This is a genomic window from Porphyromonas sp. COT-239 OH1446 (genome assembly GCF_000768875.1).
Classification (GTDB): Bacteria; Bacteroidota; Bacteroidia; order Bacteroidales; family Porphyromonadaceae; genus Porphyromonas.
Genome location: NZ_JRAO01000015.1, coordinates 144,833 through 166,439 on the forward strand (window position 1 = coordinate 144,833; position 21,607 = coordinate 166,439).

General features: G+C 52.4%; 24 protein-coding genes and 2 tRNA genes. 4 read left to right on the forward strand and 22 right to left on the reverse strand.

Going from position 1 to position 21,607, the window contains the following annotated elements; translation table 11 throughout:
• Position 1: 1 nt before the first annotated feature.
• The 7 genes from rplO to HQ37_RS03900 all read right to left on the reverse strand — a co-directional run bounded on the left by rplO (position 2) and on the right by HQ37_RS03900 (position 3,264).
• A complete protein-coding gene (gene rplO / locus HQ37_RS03870) occupies positions 2-448 on the reverse strand; it encodes a 50S ribosomal protein L15 (RefSeq protein WP_036880721.1) in 447 nt (148 codons plus the stop codon).
• A gap of 22 nt (positions 449-470) precedes the next feature.
• Complete coding sequence (rpmD, locus tag HQ37_RS03875) at positions 471-647, reverse strand: 50S ribosomal protein L30 (protein ID WP_036880724.1); 177 nt, start codon at positions 645-647, stop codon at positions 471-473.
• 27 nt (positions 648-674) lie between these two features.
• Positions 675-1,193, reverse strand: a complete 519-nt coding sequence (rpsE, locus tag HQ37_RS03880; protein ID WP_036880727.1) for a 30S ribosomal protein S5 — start codon at positions 1,191-1,193, stop codon at positions 675-677.
• 7 nt (positions 1,194-1,200) lie between these two features.
• The gene (rplR, locus tag HQ37_RS03885) at positions 1,201-1,545 is read right to left on the reverse strand and encodes a 50S ribosomal protein L18 (RefSeq protein ID WP_036880729.1); all 345 of its coding nucleotides are present in this window, start codon (positions 1,543-1,545) and stop codon (positions 1,201-1,203) included.
• Between the two features lie 22 nt (positions 1,546-1,567).
• Complete coding sequence (rplF, locus tag HQ37_RS03890) at positions 1,568-2,119, reverse strand: 50S ribosomal protein L6 (RefSeq protein WP_036880731.1); 552 nt, start codon at positions 2,117-2,119, stop codon at positions 1,568-1,570.
• Between the two features lie 17 nt (positions 2,120-2,136).
• Positions 2,137-2,532 (reverse strand): 30S ribosomal protein S8, encoded by a 396-nt coding sequence (rpsH, locus tag HQ37_RS03895; protein ID WP_036880734.1) that lies wholly within the window; start codon positions 2,530-2,532, stop codon positions 2,137-2,139.
• A gap of 661 nt (positions 2,533-3,193) precedes the next feature.
• A tRNA-Gln gene (locus HQ37_RS03900) sits at positions 3,194-3,264 on the reverse strand.
• A 391-nt stretch (positions 3,265-3,655) separates the two neighbouring features.
• On the opposite strand from HQ37_RS03900, the gene HQ37_RS03905 reads away from it, so the two are divergent.
• Positions 3,656-3,729: transfer RNA gene (locus HQ37_RS03905), tRNA-Asp, on the forward strand.
• 87 nt (positions 3,730-3,816) lie between these two features.
• On the opposite strand, the gene HQ37_RS03910 is transcribed toward HQ37_RS03905, so the two are convergent.
• The 3 genes from HQ37_RS03910 to HQ37_RS03920 are packed head-to-tail and all read right to left on the reverse strand — an operon-like array spanning position 3,817 to position 8,472.
• The gene (locus HQ37_RS03910; RefSeq protein ID WP_235264633.1) at positions 3,817-5,976 is read right to left on the reverse strand and encodes an ATP-dependent DNA helicase RecQ; all 2,160 of its coding nucleotides are present in this window, start codon (positions 5,974-5,976) and stop codon (positions 3,817-3,819) included.
• Complete coding sequence (gene recJ, locus HQ37_RS03915; protein ID WP_036880737.1) at positions 5,892-7,625, reverse strand: single-stranded-DNA-specific exonuclease RecJ; 1,734 nt, start codon at positions 7,623-7,625, stop codon at positions 5,892-5,894. Before recJ ends, HQ37_RS03910 begins: the two co-directional genes overlap by 85 nt.
• Positions 7,516-8,472: a DUF4919 domain-containing protein gene (locus tag HQ37_RS03920; RefSeq protein WP_036880742.1), complete on the reverse strand. Its 957-nt coding sequence runs from the start codon at positions 8,470-8,472 to the stop codon at positions 7,516-7,518. Before HQ37_RS03920 ends, recJ begins: the two co-directional genes overlap by 110 nt.
• Positions 8,473-8,742: 270 nt before the next feature.
• Here HQ37_RS03920 and HQ37_RS03925 point away from each other — a divergent pair, with 270 nt between their 5' ends.
• Positions 8,743-9,189, forward strand: a complete 447-nt coding sequence (locus HQ37_RS03925) for a hypothetical protein (RefSeq protein WP_036880744.1) — start codon at positions 8,743-8,745, stop codon at positions 9,187-9,189.
• A 92-nt stretch (positions 9,190-9,281) separates the two neighbouring features.
• Positions 9,282-10,742, forward strand: coding sequence for a catalase (locus HQ37_RS03930; protein ID WP_152566782.1), 1,461 nt, complete (start codon positions 9,282-9,284; stop codon positions 10,740-10,742).
• A gap of 443 nt (positions 10,743-11,185) precedes the next feature.
• Here HQ37_RS03930 and HQ37_RS03935 read toward each other — a convergent pair whose 3' ends face one another.
• Together HQ37_RS03935 and HQ37_RS03940 are read right to left on the reverse strand one after the other, a co-directional pair.
• The gene (locus tag HQ37_RS03935) at positions 11,186-12,709 is read right to left on the reverse strand and encodes an arylsulfatase (protein WP_036880755.1); all 1,524 of its coding nucleotides are present in this window, start codon (positions 12,707-12,709) and stop codon (positions 11,186-11,188) included.
• A 127-nt stretch (positions 12,710-12,836) separates the two neighbouring features.
• Complete coding sequence (locus tag HQ37_RS03940; protein WP_081951751.1) at positions 12,837-13,535, reverse strand: porin family protein; 699 nt, start codon at positions 13,533-13,535, stop codon at positions 12,837-12,839.
• Between the two features lie 219 nt (positions 13,536-13,754).
• Here HQ37_RS03940 and HQ37_RS03945 point away from each other — a divergent pair, with 219 nt between their 5' ends.
• The gene (locus HQ37_RS03945; RefSeq protein WP_036880759.1) at positions 13,755-15,134 is read left to right on the forward strand and encodes a tryptophanase; all 1,380 of its coding nucleotides are present in this window, start codon (positions 13,755-13,757) and stop codon (positions 15,132-15,134) included.
• A gap of 110 nt (positions 15,135-15,244) precedes the next feature.
• Here HQ37_RS03945 and HQ37_RS03950 read toward each other — a convergent pair whose 3' ends face one another.
• From HQ37_RS03950 to rplV, 10 genes are all read right to left on the reverse strand, one after another.
• Positions 15,245-17,260, reverse strand: coding sequence for a DUF4954 family protein (locus tag HQ37_RS03950; protein ID WP_036880914.1), 2,016 nt, complete (start codon positions 17,258-17,260; stop codon positions 15,245-15,247).
• A gap of 713 nt (positions 17,261-17,973) precedes the next feature.
• On the reverse strand, positions 17,974-18,243 hold the full coding sequence (gene rpsN / locus HQ37_RS03955) for a 30S ribosomal protein S14 (RefSeq protein WP_036880762.1): 270 nt from the start codon (positions 18,241-18,243) through the stop codon (positions 17,974-17,976).
• Positions 18,244-18,246: 3 nt separating this feature from the next.
• Positions 18,247-18,807 carry a 50S ribosomal protein L5 gene (rplE, locus tag HQ37_RS03960; RefSeq protein WP_036880764.1) on the reverse strand — a complete coding sequence of 187 codons (561 nt, stop codon included), beginning with the start codon at positions 18,805-18,807 and terminating at the stop codon, positions 18,247-18,249.
• Positions 18,807-19,127, reverse strand: coding sequence for a 50S ribosomal protein L24 (gene rplX / locus HQ37_RS03965; protein ID WP_036880766.1), 321 nt, complete (start codon positions 19,125-19,127; stop codon positions 18,807-18,809). Before rplX ends, rplE begins: the two co-directional genes overlap by 1 nt.
• A gap of 16 nt (positions 19,128-19,143) precedes the next feature.
• Positions 19,144-19,509, reverse strand: coding sequence for a 50S ribosomal protein L14 (gene rplN, locus HQ37_RS03970; protein ID WP_036880768.1), 366 nt, complete (start codon positions 19,507-19,509; stop codon positions 19,144-19,146).
• 3 nt (positions 19,510-19,512) lie between these two features.
• The gene (gene rpsQ, locus HQ37_RS03975) at positions 19,513-19,770 is read right to left on the reverse strand and encodes a 30S ribosomal protein S17 (protein WP_036880771.1); all 258 of its coding nucleotides are present in this window, start codon (positions 19,768-19,770) and stop codon (positions 19,513-19,515) included.
• A gap of 11 nt (positions 19,771-19,781) precedes the next feature.
• Positions 19,782-19,979 carry a 50S ribosomal protein L29 gene (gene rpmC, locus HQ37_RS03980; RefSeq protein ID WP_036880774.1) on the reverse strand — a complete coding sequence of 66 codons (198 nt, stop codon included), beginning with the start codon at positions 19,977-19,979 and terminating at the stop codon, positions 19,782-19,784.
• Between the two features lie 7 nt (positions 19,980-19,986).
• Positions 19,987-20,421, reverse strand: coding sequence for a 50S ribosomal protein L16 (gene rplP / locus HQ37_RS03985; RefSeq protein ID WP_036880776.1), 435 nt, complete (start codon positions 20,419-20,421; stop codon positions 19,987-19,989).
• A gap of 22 nt (positions 20,422-20,443) precedes the next feature.
• A complete protein-coding gene (gene rpsC / locus HQ37_RS03990) occupies positions 20,444-21,181 on the reverse strand; it encodes a 30S ribosomal protein S3 (protein ID WP_036880778.1) in 738 nt (245 codons plus the stop codon).
• Between the two features lie 8 nt (positions 21,182-21,189).
• Positions 21,190-21,585, reverse strand: a complete 396-nt coding sequence (gene rplV, locus HQ37_RS03995; RefSeq protein ID WP_036880780.1) for a 50S ribosomal protein L22 — start codon at positions 21,583-21,585, stop codon at positions 21,190-21,192.
• Positions 21,586-21,607 lie beyond the last annotated feature (22 nt).

The window sequence follows — 21,607 nt, forward strand, 5'->3', positions numbered from 1 at the left end:
CTTAAAGTTTTGTTACGGAGCCACCTGCTGCCAGGATTGCAGCCTCTGCACTCTTGGAGAAGGCATCTGCCTTAACCTCTAACTTAGCCTTCAACTCACCGTTGCCAAGGATCTTAACGAGCTCCTTGCCAGAGATGAGACCAGCCTTGGCCAGCTCATCCTTGCAGATCACCTCTAGGCCCTTGGTCTCAGCGAGCATCTGCAGGGTAGAGAGATTGATGGGTGAGTACTCAACACGATTGATATTCTTGAAGCCGAACTTAGGCAGACGACGCTGAATAGGCATCTGACCACCTTCGAAACCGACCTTCTTAGAGTAACCTGAGCGGCTCTTAGCCCCCTTGTGTCCACGAGTAGAGGTACCACCAAGGCCAGATCCGGGTCCACGACCAATTCTCTTACGCGTCTTAACAGAGCCTTCAGCAGGCTTCAAACTTGATAGATTCATTTCTGTCTTTGAGTTGCGTTTATTATTCTACGATGCGAACGAGGTGCTTAACGGCATTGACCATACCCAAGATCTGAGGAGTGGCCTCGTGCTCTACTACCTGGTTCATTTTCTTCAGGCCCAAGGCTCTCAGGGTTAGCTTCTGCACCTTAGGACGCTTGATTTGGCTACGAACCTGCTGTATCTTAATTGTTGCCATGATACAATATCCTTATATTACTGATTACTATCCCTTAAATACCTTCTCCACAGAAACTCCACGATGACGAGCCACATCCAGAGGGCTGCGCATCTGTGCGAGTGCTTCGATAGTTGCCTTAACGAGGTTGTGGGGGTTAGACGAACCCTGGCTCTTGGCCAATACGTCGGACACACCAACACTCTCGAGTACGGCACGCATAGCACCACCAGCCTTCACACCGGTACCAGCACTAGCGGGTCTGAGGAGCACACGAGCTCCACCGAACGATGCCTCCTGATCGTGAGGGATAGTACCCTTGTGGACGGGCACACGGATCAGATTCTTCTTGGCGGCCTCTACGCCCTTGGCGATAGCGGCAGATACTTCGCCTGCCTTACCAAGACCCCAGCCGATCACACCATCCTCGTTACCTACCACCACGATAGCGGAGAACGAGAAGGTACGACCACCCTTGGTTACCTTAGTTACACGGTTGATGGCAACCAGTCTATCCTTCAATTCCAAGTCGTTCGTCGACTTTACACGATTTTCTATTCTAGCCATTTGTTGTTTAGAATTTGAGGCCTGCAGCACGAGCAGCATCTGCCAGTTCCTTTACACGACCGTGGTAGAGATACCCATTACGGTCAAACACTACTGTGCTCACACCTGCAGACTGAGCAGCCTTGGCCACTTCAGCACCCACAAGGGCAGCGATTTCCTTCTTAGTTCCCTGGGCTTCGAGCTTCAGAGATGAAGCACTGGCCAGCGTACATCCAGCCACGTCGTCGATGATCTGAGCGTAGATCTGCTTGTTGCTGCGGAATACGGTGAGACGAGGACGCTCTGCTGTACCGTTGATCTTGCTGCGAATGCGCTTCTTGATCTTCAGTCTTCTATTTTCCTTATTTGCCATGATTTCTTTGGTTTTTTAGCGATTACTTACCAGCAGACTTACCAGACTTACGACGGATCACTTCGCCCTCGAACTTGATACCCTTACCCTTATAAGGCTCAGGCTTGCGGAACGAACGGATCTTCGTGCACACCTGTCCTAGGAGCTGCTTGTCTGCGCTCTCGAGGATGATCAGAGGGTTCTTGTTACGCTCCGACTTCGTCTCCACGCTGATCTCCTTGGGGAGCTGGAGAAATACGTTGTGCGTAAAGCCCAGAGAGAGCTCTAGGATCTGTCCCTGGTTGGATGCACGATAACCCACACCCACGAGTTCGAGAGTCTTCTTGAAGCCCTCGGACACGCCAATAACCATATTGTTGATGAGTGCACGATAGAGACCATGCATAGAGCGATCTAGACGCTCGTCGCTGTGGCGTTCTACGATGATGGCACCATCCTCTACCTTAACACTGATGCGAGAGTCTACCTTCTGAGTGAGCTCTCCCTTGGGGCCCTTGACTGTTACTACGTCGCCGTTGAGAGACACAGTTACGCCAGTTGGGATGCTAATGGGCAACTTACCAATTCTTGACATTGCTTGTCCTCCTTCTTTTAGTAAACGTAACACAATACTTCACCGCCCACCTTGAGCGTGCGTGCTTCCTTGTCGGTCATCACACCACGGCTAGTTGATAGGATAGCGATACCCAAACCATTGAGTACACGGGGCATCTCACGATAACCCACATACTTACGAAGACCTGGACGAGAAACACGCTTGAGGGCCTTGATGGCATTCACGCGGCTCGCACGGTCGTACTTGAGGGCAACCTTGATGCTACCCTGAGGGCCTTCCTCGATGAACTTGTAGTTCAGGATGTAACCCTTGTCAAAAAGGATCTTGGTGATCTCCTTCTTGAGATTAGACGCTGGGATCTCAACCACTCTGTGGCCAGCCTTCACTGCGTTACGCAGGCGCGTCAGGTAATCCGCTATAGGATCTGTCATGAAATAAAAGAATTAAATTGACTCGGAACGCCCGAGCAATATTTAACAATACGATCGTTGTGCTCTCTCTGCCAGAGCGATTTAGCCTAAGAGACTAGCACACGTCCACACATTAAGAGCAGGCAAATTTACGAAGAATTATCGAACTGCCCAAAAAATGAGTTCGATAATATCCGCGTCTACAAGCGATTATCTCACCCCGAACCCCTCCATAGACCCCAGCCCAAAACAAGAGCACAACCAGGCCTCCCTCTCCAAAAATCCCACAAAGGCCACAACAGTCCCTCGCTCGAGATCCAAACACAGGCATAAGTAAAAGCTTCGCAGAAGCCTCATACAGGATCGCAACAGAGACTCAAATAGGATCGAAGCAGAGACATAAGTAGGAACTCCATCGAGATCCTACTAGGATCACAATAGAGACTCAAGTAAGACCAAAATAGAGACATAAGTGGAAGCTCCGCAGAGACCCAATACAGGATCACAACAGAGACTCAAGTAGGGATGCAACAGAGATACAAACGAGGCACAGCCGTAGCCCCAACGACAGCATCGAGCACATCCCCAACAACAATGCAGGCCAATCTCTGATAGGGCGCAGGGTCGGGCACAAAAAGAAAGTGCGGCAAAACATTCGTTTCACCGCACCCTCACCCCTGTGTTGCCTCATAAGGACTCGAACCTTAACAAACAGGACCAGAATCTGTTGTGCTACCATTACACCATGAGGCAATATCCGCTCGAGATCCTCTCGAAGCTCGTTTGCGCTGCAAAGGTAAAAGTATTTTTTGAACCAGCAAAGCATTCGCCCTAGATTTCCCCTAAAAATTCATTCTGTTCCCTTCCGAAGCAACACCCTCCCCACCCTCAACCAAGAGCGAAGAGCCCCCAAAAGAGCTCTCCAAAGCTCCCCCTTGACCACGAGAATATCCTAAACGCCCCATCCAGCAGCCCCAGTCAGAACAAAAACAATCGCACACTTATTTCATTAAACAAGAGCAAGAAAAGCCCCTCTACAGGCCTATGAAGTCAAAAAATTAACGGCAATATTTGCATGAACCAAAAACTTGCTCTATCTTTGCAGAGCAAAAGCAAAGGAGATCACCTCCAAAGCCTCGCAAACGGTGTGGTAGTTCAGTTGGTTAGAATACCTGCCTGTCACGCAGGGGGTCGCGGGTTCGAGTCCCGTCCATACCGCAAGGGAGCTCAGAGAGCACTCAACCGAATAAGCAATCGCTGTAGAACATCAGTTCTGCAGCGATTATTCTTTTATATATACCCCTTCTAGCGCAACGAACAGATATAATCCCCTTCGAGAGCTAGATCTTCCCTCTGTGCAACGACATAGCGCAGGGCCTCGAGGATTAGCTCCTGCTCAAAGGGCAAGTCCCCGACCAGCAGCCCCACAGATACCGCTTGGCCACCCGAGCGATCGAGGAGCGATCGCAACGCCCGCTCCGTCTCGTGCACAATATAGTAATGCAGCCCTCCATCCCCTAGACGGCGTAGGCATACATCGCACATCCCACAGCTCTGCTCTGAGGCCTCCCCGAAGTAATGCAAGAGCTGGATCGACCGACATTGCTCCCGATCTATATACCGACACACGGCCGCAATACGATCAGCCATGCGCCTCTGACGCTCCTCATAGGCACGAGGCGGGATATGTAGGTACTTGGTATCCTCCCGACGGATGTGCATGGTGATGTGGGGCAGATGAGTCTGCGGGATATAGTGTACCACCCCCTGGCGAGAGAGCTGTGCCAAGGCCTCGCAAACCTCTAGGATCGGCCTCTGAAGCAGAGCAGCAACCTCCTCCTCGGAGATGAAGACATAGTCGGAGAAGAGGCCCGTATAGAGACGCATCAGTGCACGCAGGACTTCCTCCCCAGGCAAAGCCTCTCGATAGAGCTGATCCCTGGTGTATAGAAAAGTCAGACGAGATCGGGTCTCACTTTCATCGAGGCTAAGCCAGCCCGAGACCTGCATGATCTCCAGGGCCGAATAAGTCTGTACAGGACGCATGCGGAAGCGACGAATGAGCTCCTCCAAGTCGCAAACATAGGTTCGCCCGTAGCCCTCCCCCTCGCCGATACCGAGGTAGTCGCAGAGGGCCTCATAGGTCTTGTAGATGTACCCCCTCTCGGGGAAGGCATCAGAGAGGCGTCTGCGCAGGAGGCTAACGTCTCGGCTACTTACTAGAGCTACAGCATAGGCTCGCTCTCCGTCTCGTCCTGCCCGACCAGCCTCCTGGAAATACTCCTCTAGCGAGCTCGGCATCATCATGTGTACCACAAGGCGCACATCGGGCTTATCAATCCCCATCCCGAAAGCATTCGTCGCTACCATGACCCGCACCTCCCCACGCATCCAACGCTTCTGTCTCATGTCTCGCTCCAGATGTGTGAGACCTGCGTGGAAGAAGTTGGAGCTTACTCCACAGCTCTCCAGCCACTGGCTAATTTGCCGCGTTTGCTCTCGACTGCGACAGTAGACGACGGCCGACCCCTCGACTCGTGATAGGATATGCAGCAGCATGGTAGGCTTATCCTCGACCCGACGGATGGAGTACGATAGATTGGGACGATAAAAACTCTTGGAGAGCACTCGGGCATCTTCGCCGAAGCCCAACACCTGGGCAATATCCGACGCTACCTCGGGCGTGGCCGTGGCCGTAAGGGCAAGCACAGGCACAGAACCCAAGAGCTCACGAACCTCGAGGATATTCAAATAGGAAGGGCGGAAGTCATACCCCCACTGGCTGATGCAGTGGCATTCGTCGATGACCAGCAGCGAAATGTCCATGTAGACCAATCGCTCCCGAAAGGCCTCACTCCCGAGACGCTCGGGCGAGATGTAGAGGAATTTGTATCGACCGTAGAGGCAGTTGTCGAGCGAGGTCAAGATCTGGCTTGAGGACATCCCCGAGTGGATCGCCTCGGCCTTGATACCACGAGCACGCAGACCCATAACCTGATCTTTCATCAGCGCAATCAACGGTGTGATGACTAGGGTCAGGCCAGGCAGCATCAGACCAGGTACTTGGAAGGTAATGCTCTTGCCTCCACCCGTGGGCAGGAGACCCAGCGTATCATGCCCTTCAAGCACGGAGCTAACAATCTCCTGCTGCATAGGGCGGAAGTCATCGTAGCCCCAGTAGTAGCTCAGCACCTCGACAGGTTTCGTCTCGGGTGTGATCTTGAGCGAAGGCACCGAGGGCATCGGCTCTTGCCCGACTGAGGAGATATAGTCCGAGGGCCAAAAGAGCTGCTCACGCTCGGGCAGCTCTTCGGCAAGGGTTAGGCCTTCAGCTTCGTTCCTCTCTGTGAGGTCTTGCGGATAGGGCTGAGACACGGCTTCTAGGGCTGTATCGGGTGAATATCCTTGACCTGTAGCTGCATGAAGCCACTGCCATAGAAGTTGTTCTCCTCTATCGTATAGCACAGATCGAAGAGTTGCTGCCGCAGAATGTGTGGGGCATGCTTGGATAGGCGCAGCGCAATGGCATTGATCGGACGAGATTGGCAATAAGCATCCGTTAGGCGGAGCTTAATGTGTCGATCTCCCTTGCCCACCACACGGCTACCTCCTGCATCTCTTAGACGGCGGCTCACGAAGAGTGGCATCTCATTGCCTGAACCGAAGGGGGCCATGGCTGAGAGCTCTCTGAGCAGCTGAGGTGTTAGGGCCGAGAGTTCGAGCTCATCGTCTGCCTCGAGGACTGGCACCAGGGAACTCTCCGCCACATGGCTCTGCAGATAATGGTCGAGCCGCTCAGCCAACTCTTCGATTCGCTCCTCGGCGATGGTGAGCCCCGAGGCGAAAGGATGACCACCGAAGTTGATGAGGCAGTCCTGACAAGCCTCTAGGGCCTCATATAGATTGACTCCGCCTGCGCTGCGAGCCGATGCCGAGACCTCATTGCCCGAACCTGTGAGGATGATGGTGGGGCGGTGGAAGCGTTCGGCCAGCCGAGAGGCTACGATCCCCAGCACGCCCTTGTGCCAGTCGGGACGATAGAGGACGAGGGCTCGACGCTCGAGCAGAGCAGGTCGAGAGGCGATAAGCTCGAGAGCCTCATTCGTGAGCTCTAGATCCAGCTCCCGACGCTGCTCATTGCAGCTCTCGAGCCTCTGGCAGAGCTGCTCAGCCTCGTCGTCCTGCCTCGAGAGCAGGAGTTCGACAGCCTGACTGCCATTCATCATCCGCCCAGAGGCATTGATCCGAGGAGCGATCTTGAAGATAATACTCCCCATATCTACATCACCTGTCTCCAATTGGCACAGGCGCATAATGGCTGCGATGGGAATGCTCGGATGGCTATTGAGCTGTTTGAGGCCATGATAGGCAAGGATGCGGTTCTCTCCCACAATGGGGACAATATCGGCCGCAATACTGATGGCCAAGAGATCTAAGTACTGGAAGGCGATCCGAGGCTCCATTCCTCGATGCTGTAGATAACCCTGTACCAGCTTGAAACCTACACCACAACCACTGAGATGCTTGCAGGGGTAATCATCATCGAGACGCTTAGGGTCTAGTACGGCCACTGCCTCGGGGAGCGTCTCGGCAGGCTGGTGATGGTCGCAGACGATGAAGTCAATGCCTAGCTCTCGGGCATAGGCGACCTCCTCATGAGCCTTGATCCCACAATCGAGGGCGATAATGAGACTTGCCTCTCGAGCATGAGCCTCGTCGATGGCCCGACGGCTGATGCCATAGCCCTCATCGTAACGATCAGGGATATAGTAGCTGAGCCCAGTGGCAGGGGTGTGTGAGCGAAGGAAGTTGTAGAGCAAGGCGACGGCCGTTGTCCCATCAACATCGTAGTCGCCGAAGAGCATGATGCCCTCGCCTTGGTCGATAGCCAAGACAAGGCGACGCACCGCCCGATCCATATCCTGCATCAGACACGGATCGTGCAGCTCCTCGAGCCGAGGATTGAAGAAAGAGTGGGCGGCCTCGACACTACGAATGCCACGCCTAACGAGTAGGCGACTGACCACCAGGCTCATTTCCATTCGGGCAGCCAGGTGCTGTGCCGTCGCCTCCTCCTCGGGCGATAGTGGAGTTATGATCCATGGGGTATTCATTGTATATTATTTTTTTGTTTTGCTCCTTGAGGCTGAGACGATAATAACGCTCAATGGACTTGCCCGTCTTGGGACAGAGCGAGGTGATCACCTCGATGCTCTGACTGCCCGAGGGATCGGGTTCTGTACGGATGTCCTGGATCTGCTCCTGTGGGGTGTCAAGCCAATAGGTCTCGAAAAAGAGAGCATCCTCGCGAGAGAGTACATGGTAAGCCGTCTCGGCATTCTTGCCGTTACCTGAGCGAGAAATACAGCTGAGCAACTCGGCGACCTTCCAGATCTGCCGGTTAAGGAGCTCCTCACGCCCCAAATGATTGGCCAGCGTGCACGAACGGCGCAAAAGACCTAGATGGACAGGGCTCAGCCGGAGGCTCTCCCAAGTAAGGTCAAGAGCCTCTACAAATCTCTTGCTCATGATCAAGCTATCAATATAAGGCTCTTGAACTACAGCCCAGGCTTGACTCTTGAACGAGGGTGTACGATGATAGAGATAGTGAATATCTGAGGGCAAGAGAGAGCTGTCACTACGATGAAAACGCAGCAGAATAGGTTCTGCCGAGGGCAGAGGTCTCTGTGCGGGGCTAGGCGAAGAGCCGAGCATCGTATAGAGCCGAGCCCGACGCTCCTGCTCGAGGCGTTCCTCCTCCTCTTTGCGTGCCTTTGCTTCGGCACGTGCACGAGCGCGAGCCTCGGCACGAGCACTCAGCCGACGTTTCTTCTTCGTTTTGCTTGGAGCTTTGGAGCTGTCCTTAGTCTTGCGAGCGGCAGCCTGAGTGGCAGCATCAATCTGCGGGAGACCTAGGAGCATCACGAGTGCGAGCAGTATATAGCGTCTATAACGTTTCATAACCGACAGGACTAGCTTAGTTGTAAGCAAAGAGGTACTTCGACAAAGATAACAAAATGCTTTAAGAAATCATAAAGCCCTCGAGCTATGAGCTACTGTTTTTCGCATTCAGAGACAAAATTTAGAGGAGGGCATACTCTCTAGGTAAATATCCCTCTCGAGTTGGATCAATCGATCTGCATATCCTATTTATCTATAGAGATTTTCGATTGGTTTTATTGAAGGATAAGACTTACTTTGTCCCTTGAAATACAAACGTAAGCACTTATAATGAAAGCAACTATACTCTATCAAAGTAGGCGTGGGCGCACAGCGGCTTATGCACGAGCCATGGCGATGTATCTATGGAGCAAAGGAATGAGTGTTAGCTACAGTTCTGTAGCGGATTTCAAGCCCGAACAATTGCAGGGGTGCGATCTACTGATGCTCGGCTGCTGGACATCAGGCTGGTTCGTCATCAGACAGCATCCAAACAAGATATGGGTGGACTTTGCCAAGAAGCTTCCTGGGCAGCTCCCCCCTCGCATCATTCTCTTCGCTACGTACAAGATACATACAGGGAGTATGTTCGAGAAGATGAAGAAGCATCTCGGTCTACAGAGCACTAAACTCCTTGATATACTCAAATCCAAGACCGGGATCTTGGGCTATAGGGAGCGAGACTTGCTGGATAAATATGTCGCCGAGATCAAAACAGAACATCTCCATCGAGATTAACCCTTCGTAAGCAATCGCCCATGCTCCTTTGCATAAGCAACTCATTCAATAAACTAAATGGCTAACTACCGTTTCTTTAATCAATTCACAACATGGACAAAAACAAACTGACAACAGCCGCTGGAGCTCCCGTTGGGGACAACCAGAATGTGGCTACGGCAGGACGTCGTGGCCCAATGCTCCTACAGGACATTTGGTTTCTGGAGAAGCTGGCACACTTTGATCGAGAAGTAATCCCAGAGCGTCGCATGCACGCCAAGGGCTCTGGGGCCTTCGGGACCTTCACCGTAACGCACGACATTACGCAGTACACCAGAGCTGCGATCTTCTCTGAAATCGGCAAGCAGACAGAGCTCTTCGTTCGCTTCTCTACCGTGGCAGGAGAACGTGGTGCTGCAGATGCCGAGCGAGACATTCGTGGATTCGCAATCAAGTTCTATACAGAAGAAGGGAACTGGGATCTTGTCGGTAACAACACTCCTGTGTTTTTCCTTCGTGATCCGCTTAAATTCCCAGACCTAAATCACGCTGTCAAGCGAGATCCTCGTACCAATATGCGTAGTGCTCGCAACAACTGGGACTTTTGGACTAATTTACCCGAAGCACTACATCAGGTAACAATCACGATGAGCGACCGAGGCATCCCCTACTCATACCGTCATATGCACGGATACGGAAGCCACACCTTCTCATTCATCAATGCCGAGGGCAAGCGGCACTGGGTGAAGTTTCACCTGCATACCCAACAAGGGATCAAAAACCTCACCGATGCTGAGGCTGAAATACTCGTCGGGAAAGATAGAGAAAGTCATCAAAGGGATCTGTACGAGAGCATCGAACGAGGAGACTATCCACGCTGGACGATGAAGGTACAGATCATGACCGAAGAGCAGGCCAAGGCGATGCCCTACAACCCATTTGACCTAACCAAGGTATGGTCTCAGAAGGAATTTCCTCTGATCGAGGTGGGAGTGCTAGAGCTCAATCGCAATCCTGAGAACTACTTTGCCGATGTAGAGCAAGCAGCCTTCAACCCAGCCAATGTCGTACCAGGGATCAGCTTCTCTCCCGATCGTATGCTTCAGGGGCGTCTCTTCTCCTACGGAGATACGCAGCGTTATCGACTCGGGGTCAATCATCACCAAATCCCAGTAAACAAAAGCCGCTGTCCTTTCCTCAACATGTATCATCGGGACGGAGCTATGCGTGTCGATGGCAACTTCGGCTCTCGTCTGGGCTATGAACCTAATAGCTACGGACAATGGCAGGATCAGAACGAGTATAAAGAGCCCCCTCTCGAACTCGACGGAGCAGCTTATCAGTGGGACTTTAGGGAGGATGATGCAGACTATTACTCTCAAACTCGAGACCTCTTCCGTCTCATGAGTCCAGAGCAGCAACAAGCACTATTCGAGAATACTGCACGGGCCATGGGAGATATTCCCAAGGAGATCAAACTCCGCCACCTATCCAACTGCTACAAGGCTGATGAGGCCTACGGCAGGGGATTGGCCGAGGTGCTCGGAATAGATATTAACGAAGCAATCCATTAATTCAGACCTCTCGGAAGATCTGATTCTACTGATCGGGAGGGAGATCATTACCGAACACTCTCCCTTGTACAGAGGAAGCCCTCGTCGATAAGTTGCCTCAAAAGCAACCCTCGACGAGGGCATCTCTCATAATTTGCACTCCTCGGCTCTGGACGCCTCTACAGACTAAGCAGTCTCACCGAACAATCAATCCTAATAGGATCGCAAGCAAGACATAAGTAGGAGCTCGAGTGAAGTCCTACTTATGCCTCAAGTGAGATCCTATCGAAGCCTCAAGGGCAAGGCTAGATGAGTTCTCCGGCAAGAGCCTATCCGGATCTCACCCGAGGGGGCAATGCTCTCGAAAGATCAGGCAAAACAAATCCCCCGAGGCCTACCCAAATGGCACTCCTCGAGGGATCTGTAGCGAAATTAAGCGTAGAGCCTAGGCCTCAAGCCTCGGCTTAGAGCCCTAAACCACGAGCACGCTCCTTGACCAGCAGCTCTCTAAGCTCGTCAACCAGCTCGGGATGTTCGTCAGCGACATTACGCTCCTCTCTAGGGTCGCTCTCCATATCGTAGAGCTGATGCGTAGGATAATTGCCCGTCTCTACCTTAGCTCCCCATGGGATCATCTTGGGGCCCTTGTGTGGTTCAATATATTTCCAACGACCTCGGCGGATCGAGAGGGTCTTGTTCGCAGCCTGGCAGATCACATAGGGGCGACTACTCTTGCCAGCCGAGAGCCAAGCCGAGCGGTCATCTTGGCTGTCGTGAGGTACGCCCTCAGGCAGCCTTGCCTCTAGCATAGCGGCCATAGAGGCGAACCAGTCTATCTGGCTCACCAGCTCGTGCGAAACTTGCCCTCCACGCAACCCCTTGGGCCAATGGACGATCGCAGGGATACGCGCCCCACCATCGAAGGCACTGTACTTATGTCCACGAAGCCCTCCCGAGGGGTCATGCCCTCCGAGCAGCTCCTCGGCACGATCGGCATAACCATCGTCTATGATGGCACCATTGTCGCTCGAGACAATGATGATCGTATTGTCTAGCAAGCCTCTACGCTTGAGGTGGCTGGTGATCTGCCCTACAGTCCAGTCAAGCTGCAGAATGGCTTCACCCCTGAGCCCCATAGAGCTCTTACCTCGAAAACGAGGGTGTGGATAGCGAGGTACATGTACATCATTCGGAGCAAGATAAAGGAAGAAGGGCTTCGAGCGATGCTCATCGATGAAACGCTTGCTACGGTGCACGATCGAGTCAGCGATCTCTTCATCCCTCCACAGGGCCTTCCCCCCACCACGCATATAACCGATACGACCAATCCCATTGACGATGCTCATATCGTGTCCGTGGCTGTGACGCAGCTTGGTCAATAGCTCGGGATGGGTACGCCCTAGAGGCTCTCCCTCATAAGGATGAGTATAGCGCACCTCGATCGGAGCACTCGGGTCATAGCCCGACACACGACCCTGCTCGATGAAGACGCAGGGAACACGGTCGCCCGTGGCGGCCATGATGTAGCTATAGTCGAAGCCTAGATCAGCTGGAGTGCAAGAGAGGGGAGCATTCCAGTCCTGCTCACCATCCTTGTCCCCAAGGCCTAGATGCCACTTGCCCACGACACCCGTGGCATAGCCCTCGTGGCGGAAGAGATCCGCCAGCGTATAACGCTCGGGGCGAATAATCATGCCTGCATTGCCTGCGGCAACATCTGTCCCAGGCCTTCGCCAAGCATACTCTCCAGTCAAAATAGCATAACGAGAGGGAGTACTTGTCGCAGCTGGAGCATAGGCATTAGTAAAGCGTACTCCATGCTGGCTGAGTCGGTCAATATGAGGCGTTTGGATCTGTTTCGCACCATAGCACGAGAGGTCTCCGTAGCCGAGGTCATCAGCATAGATAAGCACCACATTGGGCATCGTTCGCTCCTGTGCCATAAGCGAGGCTGGCACAAGCAAAGGAAGAAGAGAGTGTTTATTCATTATCATGATTGGTCAATATTACCACACAAAGATAGCAAGATGAAGTAGATACAAAACAAAGAGGGTGTGGCTAGAGCAACGCACTGCCACACCCTCATGCTAGTAAGATTCTCTTCGAGAGTTGTCCTTAGAAACGGATACCGAGAGTTACGAAATAACTCAGGCTCTTGCTGTTGAGGCCCTTATCCTTGATTTCGTTCCACACCTTCTCGAAACCCTTACCTGCCTCACCGAAAGGATCATTCTTGAACTTATCGGATAGAGGCAGCAGGACACCGCCACGAACATAGAAGGCGGAGAACTCAACCGCAGCCGAAGCATTGAGTCCGTAGTTGAGCTTGTTGAAATCAAAGCCTTGGACATCCTTGAAGATCTCACTCGTATCGATCTCCTTACCATCGACAATACCCTTGTTGCTCAGTTGATAAGAGGCATAAGGGCCAGCCTCTACAGATACTCCGAGTAGTCCGAGGGGCTTGATGCGGAAGCCAAGGTTCAGAGGTAGGCTCAAGTTGTGATCCGTAAGGCTCACCTTCTTGCCCGAGAGGACTGAAGCGGCAGTGAGATTGCTCGTAGCCACATTGTAAGTCAGCCCTGGCGAGAAATAGAAGAATCCGAGGAACTTGAACTCCAAAGCTGCGCCAAGACGCAGGCCCGTGTTGTCCTTAAATTCGAGGTTCGTTGAGCTACCACCAGCTCCAGGCAAGGCGATGTTCGAAGAAGAGCCGAAGATAGCCCCCCCTTCTGCACGTATAGACAGCCCTTGAGCCAATGCCGTTGAAGCCATTACAAAGGTCAGAGCCAACGAAGCTAATACTTTTTTCATCTTTAGATCAGTTTTGAGTGAATACTAAAAGAATTGCCAATGCCCAAAGGTAGTTATTTATTTGCAAACATCATACAAAAGAAGCTAACAAAATGAATCGACATCCAACGAGGCCTTCTTAGAGAAAAGGTTAGATCGCCAGGGAAGGGGTACAGGTAAAAGTCTTTTTTCGTAACTTTGGGCTAGTCCATTATTCACCTAACACTAAACACAAGAGACATGAAACTACCTTATGCCGAACCGTATAGAATCAAGATGGTAGAGCCTATACGCCTATCCACCCGCTCCGATCGAGAGCGATGGATTCATGACGCCAAGTACAACCTCTTCATGCTACGCAGCGATCAGGTCTTCATCGACCTACTCACCGACTCGGGCACAGGAGCCATGAGCGACAGACAGTGGTCATCCATGATGCTCGGGGACGAGAGCTATGCGGGTGCATCAAGCTACTTCAACATGAAGCATGCCATTCGGGACATCCTTGGCTTTGACTACTTCCTCCCAACACACCAAGGCCGTGCAGCAGAGAATGTACTCTTCTCAACCATCGTGCACAAGGGCGACATCATCCCTGGCAACTCCCACTTCGACACAACGAAGGGGCATATTGAGTTTCGCCACGCCTATGCCCCTGACTGTACAATCGATGCAGCTGCGGACACTCAGCTCGAGCTCCCCTTCAAGGGCGAGATGGATCTGAACAAACTGGAGAAGATCCTCAGCGAGACCCCTCGTGAGCGTATCCCCTGCGTTGTGCTGACGGTAACGAACAACACCGCTGGCGGGCAGCCCGTATCTATGAAGAATATCCGAGAGACCTCGGCTCTGTGCCACAAGTACGGCATCCCCCTACTGCTCGACTCTGCTCGCTTCGCAGAGAATGCTTACTTCATCAAGACTAGAGAGGAGGGCTATGCTGATGTTAGCATCAAGGATATTGTTCGGGAAATGTTCTCCTACGCCGACATCATGACCATGTCGAGCAAGAAGGACGCCATAGTCAATATGGGAGGCTTCGTAGCCTTCAAGAGCGAAGAGCTCTGGCGCAGGTGTCAGGTCTTCTGCATCATGAACGAGGGCTACATCACCTATGGGGGCATGAGCGGCCGAGACATGAATGCCCTGGCGCAGGGACTAGACGAGGGGACAGAGTTCGATACCCTCGATGCCCGCATCCGTCAGGTAGCCTACCTCGGCTCCAAGCTCGACGAATACGGCATCCCCTATCAGCGTCCTGCTGGTGGACATGCGATCTTCGTCGATGCCAAGCAGATCCTCCGCCATGTACCCAAGGAGCAATTCGTTGCACAGACCCTGGGCATTGAGCTCTACCTCGAGGGAGGTGTCCGAGGCGTGGAGATCGGAGCGATCCTGGCTGACCGAGACCCTGACACCCGAGAGAACCGCTATCCTAAGCTCGAGCTCCTGAGACTAGCCATACCTCGCCGCACCTATACCAACAATCACATGGACGTAGTAGCGGCGGCACTGGCCAACGTCAAAGAGCGTGCCGACCAAATTGCCAAGGGCTTCCGCATTACCCACGAGCTGCCTGTCATGAGGCACTTCACTGTCGAGCTGGAGCGTATTCCCTAACTCATGCACTAACGAGGGCGATGAGGCCAAGGCCCTATGCCCCTCGAGCAACAAGCCCCACAGCTACTCCCGAAAGAGCAGTTGTGGGGCTTATCCATAATCGTATCGAGCTAGTCGGTAGAGGGAGAGCCTGCTCGCAGTCGCTCTCGCATATCTACTGCCAAAGCCCTCTTGGCTTCAATATGCTCCAGCACACTGAGAACGAAGGGGTTCGTATCGAATGCCCCTCGTACGCTCTCGAAGTCTGCCTCCTGAGTTCGCCCACCCGAGACGATGCCGAAGCCGACCTTGACACTCTTGGCAAACTCCTTCTTAGCATCCTCGTAGAGCATATGGTCTAGCTCGGTTACACACTGCTCCCATTGATCCACCAGGGCGAGGATATCTGCTCGAGAGATCGTCTCCTCCTCGAGGCCATACCACTCAAGCATCGCTTGATAGGCCCATGGCCACTCTAGATCATAGTAGTGTCGATGCAGGTCTGCAAAGGCAGCATTCAGTGCATCAAGGCTCTCGATCTCGTGGCTCTTGACTCGCTGGATAATCTCATCGATCTCTTGCTCCGGGGCGATCAAGCCGCAAAGGTCAATCCAAGAGCCTAAGCCTCGCTCGCTGTGGGGGCGCAGGGCATCTCTCAGACGAGTACCCGTGCTACAGTCGCTGTCTCTAAGGCGGTGGATCACGGAGTTGCCAAGGAACTTAACGATCGCAATCTCGTAGAGTTTAATCCCTCGCTCGAGGGCTCGCTGCTGGATGCGCATATTGCGGTAGGCGATCTTATGATCAGCCGTATTACCCAGCAGATGACTCAGCTCAGAAAGGGCTTGATGGGCTCGGATCATCTTGCCCACAGTGTAGGGACTTAGAAGATTGAAGTTGATACTGTCGAGTAGCTGGCTATCCTTTCGGCGGTCTCGGGCAGGCCACTTCTTGGCATCACGGATCGTACCGACACTGCGCAGGTTCACCCCTGGGACTAGGTAGGTTTCGTTGTGATCTTCAATGAGATAGGAGAAGGGAAAGTCCGAGCTATCCACATGATCCACATGCCGACCCATCACCAGGGTGAAAGGGCCTATGTGCGAGGGCCACAGGACATAAGAGTCGCTCGTAGTCTTCGACCCTCGCTCGACGATCCCCTGATGGATCGGGCCAAGCTTGTAGAGGTGATTGCTTTGGTTCGAGCCGCTGCCTGCATTGAGGAAAGAGTAATAGCCTGCGATCAAGAGGCTGGACTTGTGCATGCTCACCGTATAGGGCCCTGCGAAGACGGCACAGGCCTCCCCATTCTCTCCCTGGCAATTGGCGAAGAAGAGCGAGTCATGAGCCGAGAAGAGGTGGCTGAGCCTAGTCCCTTGCCCGACGAGACAGTTGCTGATCGTAGCCCCATCGAGGACACTACTACCCGACTGTAGAATGAAATTGACACAGCTCACATTGTAACCAATATACACAGGATCCTCTCGGTTACTCATAAGCGAACCCTCCCGCAGGCGAGAAGCTCCCTCGATGCGTGCATAAGGGCCGATGTAGGTATTCTCTATCGTGTGCGTGCTACGAATGAGCACACGCTCGCCAACCTCGCCCATGCAATGAGTACGGGCCCTACTCTCTCGCTCAGTCAGCTGCCCCAGTGCGTGGATGAGCTCTGGGTCGTGCCGATAGAAAGCCATCAGATAAGCCACATGAGCCGATAAATTATGTGTCATCACTACCTCTCGCCCTCCAGTCTCATTGAGCACCTCGATCTTGAGTCCATTACCGAAGGTGGTCTCAGAGCACACGAGCATGCGGTCAATGTTGAATATGATCGTATATGGCCCGATATTGTAGTTCGAGATATACTCGTTCACACCCTCGATCAGGACGTTATCCCCGATACTGCAGTGATGCAGGTGGGCATGATAGATGCCTGTCGGCTTGCGCACCCCCCCAGGGAGCTCGACCTCAGCATCGAAACGTGCTAACAGCACCTCTCCCGAGAAGTGTGCCCCTCGACAGCGAGCTGGGTCAAAACCTTCGGCCACTCGGATCAGAGACCAATCGCTCGAGCTACAGAGGTTGTGCTGTAGGATGCTCTGCTCCTCCTGGGTCAAGGGGCGATAATGCTTTGCGTAGTACTTCATCATAAAAACAAAAGTTTTAATATTAGCCACATACGAGCTATCTCACACCGACAAATGTAGCAAAAGAGCTGGATAATCCTACAGCACCAACGCCTCTATCTATTCCTCGAAGAGATGTGATCCCTCACTCCCCAATAGGCCTCTCTGCGAAGGCTGCCGCCACTCAAACACCCCAAAGGGGGTTAATTCATTCTCCGGGAAACATATAAAACTCTCGAAAAAGATCTCAATAGGATCGCCATCGAAGCTCAGATAGGAGCTCGAGTGAAGTCCTATCTAGACCTCACTCGAGACTCAAGTAGATCTCCATCGAGATCTCGATGGGCTCTCGCTTGAGAGTCCCGAGGCACCTCACCCGAGAGCCTACCGAGAGCGCAGGGGACGAAGAGTTGGGAGCTTAGCCTGAGAGGAGTAGCTCCTATCCCAGCAGCGTACCCGAGGATGCGCCCAGGCCCTCCACCTGAGAGAAGCCTCTACAAGCCAACAAGCCCGTAAAGAGAACTTCTGAGACAGCTACAGATTTCAGTCTAGTAGAAAAAAGATTTCAGTTATTATCCCATAAAATACTATATAATAATATATTAAGAGTAAATGTATCTAAAAAAGATTTCAGTCCGAGAAAGAAAAGAATTCAATTCTCTCTCCAAAACAATCCCGCCGCACTGCTCTCAAGAGCAATGCGGCGGGAGGATCTTATGCGGAGGCTGGAGGGATTACCAGCTAGCCTTCTTCACGCCTGGGATCAGACCAGCAGAGGCCATCTCACGGAACTGAATACGAGAGATACCGAACTGGCGCATATAACCCTTAGGACGACCTGTCATGCTGCAACGATTGTGCAGACGCACAGGCGAAGCATTCTTAGGAAGAGCTTGTAGTGCTTCGTAGTCACCAGCGGCCTTGAGTTCAGCACGCTTAGCAGCATACTTGGCTACGAGCTTGGCGCGCTTTACCTCGCGTGCCTTCATTGATTCCTTTGCCATGTCTTAGTTTCCTTTTTTAGCGTTCTTGAATGGGAGGCCGAACTCCTTGAGCAGTGCATAACCCTCTTCGTCGGTCTGAGCAGACGTTACGAACGTGATGTTCATCCCGAGGATCTTGGTGATGCTGTCGAGGTTGATCTCAGGGAAGATGATCTGCTCGCTGATACCGAGGGTATAGTTGCCACGGCCATCGAACTTGCTCTCAATCCCCTTGAAGTCGCGGATACGAGGTAGAGCGATACGCACGAGACGCTCCAGGAACTCATACATCTGCTCACGACGAAGCGTAACCATCACACCGATAGGCATCTTCTTACGGAGCTTGAAGTTTGAGATGTCCTTCTTAGACACTGTAGCTACGGCCTTCTGACCAGTGATAGCCGTCAGTTCGGCGATCGCTACGTCGATGATCTTCTTATCACCTGTAGCCATACCGAGACCCTGGTTGATCACGATCTTCTTGAGTACAGGCACCTGCATACGGCTCTTGTAGCCGAACTGCTCAGTCAGGGCAGGAACGATGCGCTCCTGGTACTCCTTCTTTAGACTTGCTGTATTGCTCATTACTTGATTTCCTCCCCAGACTTTTTAGAATAACGTACTAGCTTGCCAGCCTCGTTCAGCTTGCGACCGATACGAGTAGCCTTCCCCGTCTTGGGGTCCACCACATTGAGGTTAGAGATATGGATAGGTGCTTCTACCTTCTCGATACCACCCTGAGGGTTCTTGGCACTGGGCTTTGCATGCTTGGTGATGATGCCTACACCCTCTACGATAGCTCTCTGCTTGTCTACTAGGACTTCCAGCACACGGCCAGTCTTGCCCTTATCCACCCCGCTGAGAACCATCACGGTGTCGCCCTTCTTGATATGTAACTTACTCATTGCTGATTCGTTGATTTTATAGCACTTCGGGCGCCAGTGAAACAATCTTCATATTGGTGGTACGAAGCTCACGAGCTACAGGGCCGAAGATACGGCTACCACGCATATCGCCAGCTGCGTTGAGCAGTACGCAAGCATTGTCATCGAAGCGGATGTATGACCCATCAGCACGACGAACTTCCTTCTTGGTACGAACGATGACAGCCTTAGAGACGATCCCCTTCTTGATGTCGCTAGAGGGGATGACGCTCTTCACTGACACGACGATAATATCACCGACAGAGGCGTAGCGACGGCGTGTACCGCCGAGTACACGGATGCAAAGGGCTTCCTTAGCTCCGCTATTGTCGGCTACTACGAGTCTTGACTCTTGTTGTATCATAAATTACTTGGCTCTTTCGATAATGTTTACTAATCTCCATCTCTTAGTACGGCTGAGAGGACGAGTCTCCATGATACGCACAGTATCACCGATGTTACAGTCGTTCTTCTCATCGTGAGCATGGTACTTCTTCGTCTTGTTTACGAACTTACCATAGATAGGGTGCTTCTCCTTCCACTTAACGGCCACCGTAATGGTCTTATCCATCTTGTTGCTAGAAACAACACCGACGCGTTCTTTTCTTAATCTTCTCTGTTCCATGAGTTGCACGCTTAGTTATTGTTGAGTTCGCGCTCGCGAAGAATAGTCTTGATCTGTGCGATACCACGGCGCAGCTGGCGGATCTCAGCAGGGTTATCTACTGGAGATACAGCGTGGTTGATGCACTTCTGATTGTAGGCAGCCTCTTGTGCTACCAGACGCTCCTGCAGCTCAGCAGTGGTCAGAGCCTTGATTTCAGCTAGTTTCATTGCTTAATTACAGGTTAGTGTTAGACATATCATAGTCTCGACGGATCACGAACTTAGTCGTTACAGGGAGCTTCTGAGCAGCCAGGCGAAGAGCCTCCTTAGCAACTTCGTAGGATACCCCCTCGATCTCGAAGAGCATACGCCCTGGAGTAACGTTGGCTACGAAGCCTTCGGGCGAACCCTTACCCTTACCCATTCGGACGTCAGCAGGCTTCTTCGTGATAGGCTTATCTGGGAAGATACGCACCCACACTTGACCCTGACGCTGCATATAACGAGTAACCGCAATACGAGCAGCCTCAATCTGACGGCCAGTGATCCAGCGAGTACCGAGAGACTTAATCCCGAAAGAACCGAAGGCCAGCTGATTACCACGCTGAGCATTGCCCTTGGCACGGCCCTTCTGGACTCTTCTAAACTTTGTTTTCTTTGGTTGTAACATTTCTTTTCTCTTAGCTTAAATGTTAGCGATTACCTCTTCTTCTACCTCCACGACCATCGCGACGGCGATCATCACGGCGTCCTGCCCCACCTTGCGCAGCCTTAGGTGCAGTGAATGAAGGAGCAAGGTCACGCTTCTCGTAAACCTCACCCTTGCAGATCCACACCTTAACACCAAGAATACCCACCTTGGTAAGAGCTTCCGCACGAGCATAATCAATATCTGCACGCAGTGTGTGCAGCGGAGTACGACCCTCCTTATACATTTCGGAGCGAGCGATTTCAGCTCCATTGAGACGGCCAGAGATCTGGACCTTAATACCTTCGGCTCCAGAGCGCATAGCAGAGGCAATAGCCATCTTTACGGCACGGCGATAGGCCACCTTGCCCTCGAGCTGACGAGCGATGTTGTCTGCTACGATAGCAGCATCGATCTCAGGCTTGCGCACTTCGAAGATGTTGATCTGAACGTCCTTGTTCGTGATCTTCTTGAGCTCTTCTTTCAGGGTGTCTACATCTTGACCACCCTTACCAATCACGAGCCCTGGGCGGGCTGTGCAGATCGTAATAGTAACGAGCTTGAGTGCACGTTCGATAACGATGCGAGATACACTAGCCTTGGCCAGACGAACATTCAGATAGCGGCGCAGGCGATAGTCCTCCAGGAGCTTATCCCCATAGTTGTTGCCACCATACCAGTTGGAGTCCCATCCACGGATGTATCCCAAACGATTTGCTATTGGATTAATCTTTTGTCCCATCTGATCAATTAATTGTTTAGTGTATCAACGAAGATCGTTACGTGGTTAGAACGCTTGCGAATTCTATATCCACGCCCCTGGGGAGCTGGGCGCATACGCTTGAGCGTAGCAGCCCCATCCACGAAGATACGTGTGATGAAGAGCTCACCATCCTCTGCCTTACGTTCGTTTTTCTGTTCCCAGTTTGCGATAGCCGAGCGGAGCAGCTTCTCTACGCGTGCAGAAGCCTCTTTGTTGGAGAACTTCAGTACGCCAAGAGCACGATTTACCTCCATCCCACGCACCATATCTGCCACCAGGCGCATCTTACGAGGCGAGGTGGGCACATTGCGCAGAGAGGCAAAGTAAGTAGTCTTGAGAGCTTCCTTGCGTGCTTCGGCTGACAGTTTCTTTCTTGTACCCATTTTTCTTAAATACTCTTTTTAT

Coding starts and splice junctions, on each gene's coding strand:
- rplO (WP_036880721.1), bottom strand. CDS start 448: ATGAATCTATCAAGTTTGAAGCCTGCTGAAGGCTCTGTTAAGACGCGT.
- rpmD (WP_036880724.1), bottom strand. CDS start 647: ATGGCAACAATTAAGATACAGCAGGTTCGTAGCCAAATCAAGCGTCCT.
- rpsE (WP_036880727.1), bottom strand. CDS start 1,193: ATGGCTAGAATAGAAAATCGTGTAAAGTCGACGAACGACTTGGAATTG.
- rplR (WP_036880729.1), bottom strand. CDS start 1,545: ATGGCAAATAAGGAAAATAGAAGACTGAAGATCAAGAAGCGCATTCGC.
- rplF (WP_036880731.1), bottom strand. CDS start 2,119: ATGTCAAGAATTGGTAAGTTGCCCATTAGCATCCCAACTGGCGTAACT.
- rpsH (WP_036880734.1), bottom strand. CDS start 2,532: ATGACAGATCCTATAGCGGATTACCTGACGCGCCTGCGTAACGCAGTG.
- recJ (WP_036880737.1), bottom strand. CDS start 7,625: ATGAATACCCCATGGATCATAACTCCACTATCGCCCGAGGAGGAGGCG.
- HQ37_RS03920 (WP_036880742.1), bottom strand. CDS start 8,472: ATGAAACGTTATAGACGCTATATACTGCTCGCACTCGTGATGCTCCTA.
- HQ37_RS03925 (WP_036880744.1), top strand. CDS start 8,743: ATGAAAGCAACTATACTCTATCAAAGTAGGCGTGGGCGCACAGCGGCT.
- HQ37_RS03930 (WP_152566782.1), top strand. CDS start 9,282: ATGGACAAAAACAAACTGACAACAGCCGCTGGAGCTCCCGTTGGGGAC.
- HQ37_RS03935 (WP_036880755.1), bottom strand. CDS start 12,709: ATGAATAAACACTCTCTTCTTCCTTTGCTTGTGCCAGCCTCGCTTATG.
- HQ37_RS03940 (WP_081951751.1), bottom strand. CDS start 13,535: ATGAAAAAAGTATTAGCTTCGTTGGCTCTGACCTTTGTAATGGCTTCA.
- HQ37_RS03945 (WP_036880759.1), top strand. CDS start 13,755: ATGAAACTACCTTATGCCGAACCGTATAGAATCAAGATGGTAGAGCCT.
- HQ37_RS03950 (WP_036880914.1), bottom strand. CDS start 17,260: ATGAAGTACTACGCAAAGCATTATCGCCCCTTGACCCAGGAGGAGCAG.
- rpsN (WP_036880762.1), bottom strand. CDS start 18,243: ATGGCAAAGGAATCAATGAAGGCACGCGAGGTAAAGCGCGCCAAGCTC.
- rplE (WP_036880764.1), bottom strand. CDS start 18,807: ATGAGCAATACAGCAAGTCTAAAGAAGGAGTACCAGGAGCGCATCGTT.
- rplX (WP_036880766.1), bottom strand. CDS start 19,127: ATGAGTAAGTTACATATCAAGAAGGGCGACACCGTGATGGTTCTCAGC.
- rplN (WP_036880768.1), bottom strand. CDS start 19,509: ATGATACAACAAGAGTCAAGACTCGTAGTAGCCGACAATAGCGGAGCT.
- rpsQ (WP_036880771.1), bottom strand. CDS start 19,770: ATGGAACAGAGAAGATTAAGAAAAGAACGCGTCGGTGTTGTTTCTAGC.
- rpmC (WP_036880774.1), bottom strand. CDS start 19,979: ATGAAACTAGCTGAAATCAAGGCTCTGACCACTGCTGAGCTGCAGGAG.
- rplP (WP_036880776.1), bottom strand. CDS start 20,421: ATGTTACAACCAAAGAAAACAAAGTTTAGAAGAGTCCAGAAGGGCCGT.
- rpsC (WP_036880778.1), bottom strand. CDS start 21,181: ATGGGACAAAAGATTAATCCAATAGCAAATCGTTTGGGATACATCCGT.
- rplV (WP_036880780.1), bottom strand. CDS start 21,585: ATGGGTACAAGAAAGAAACTGTCAGCCGAAGCACGCAAGGAAGCTCTC.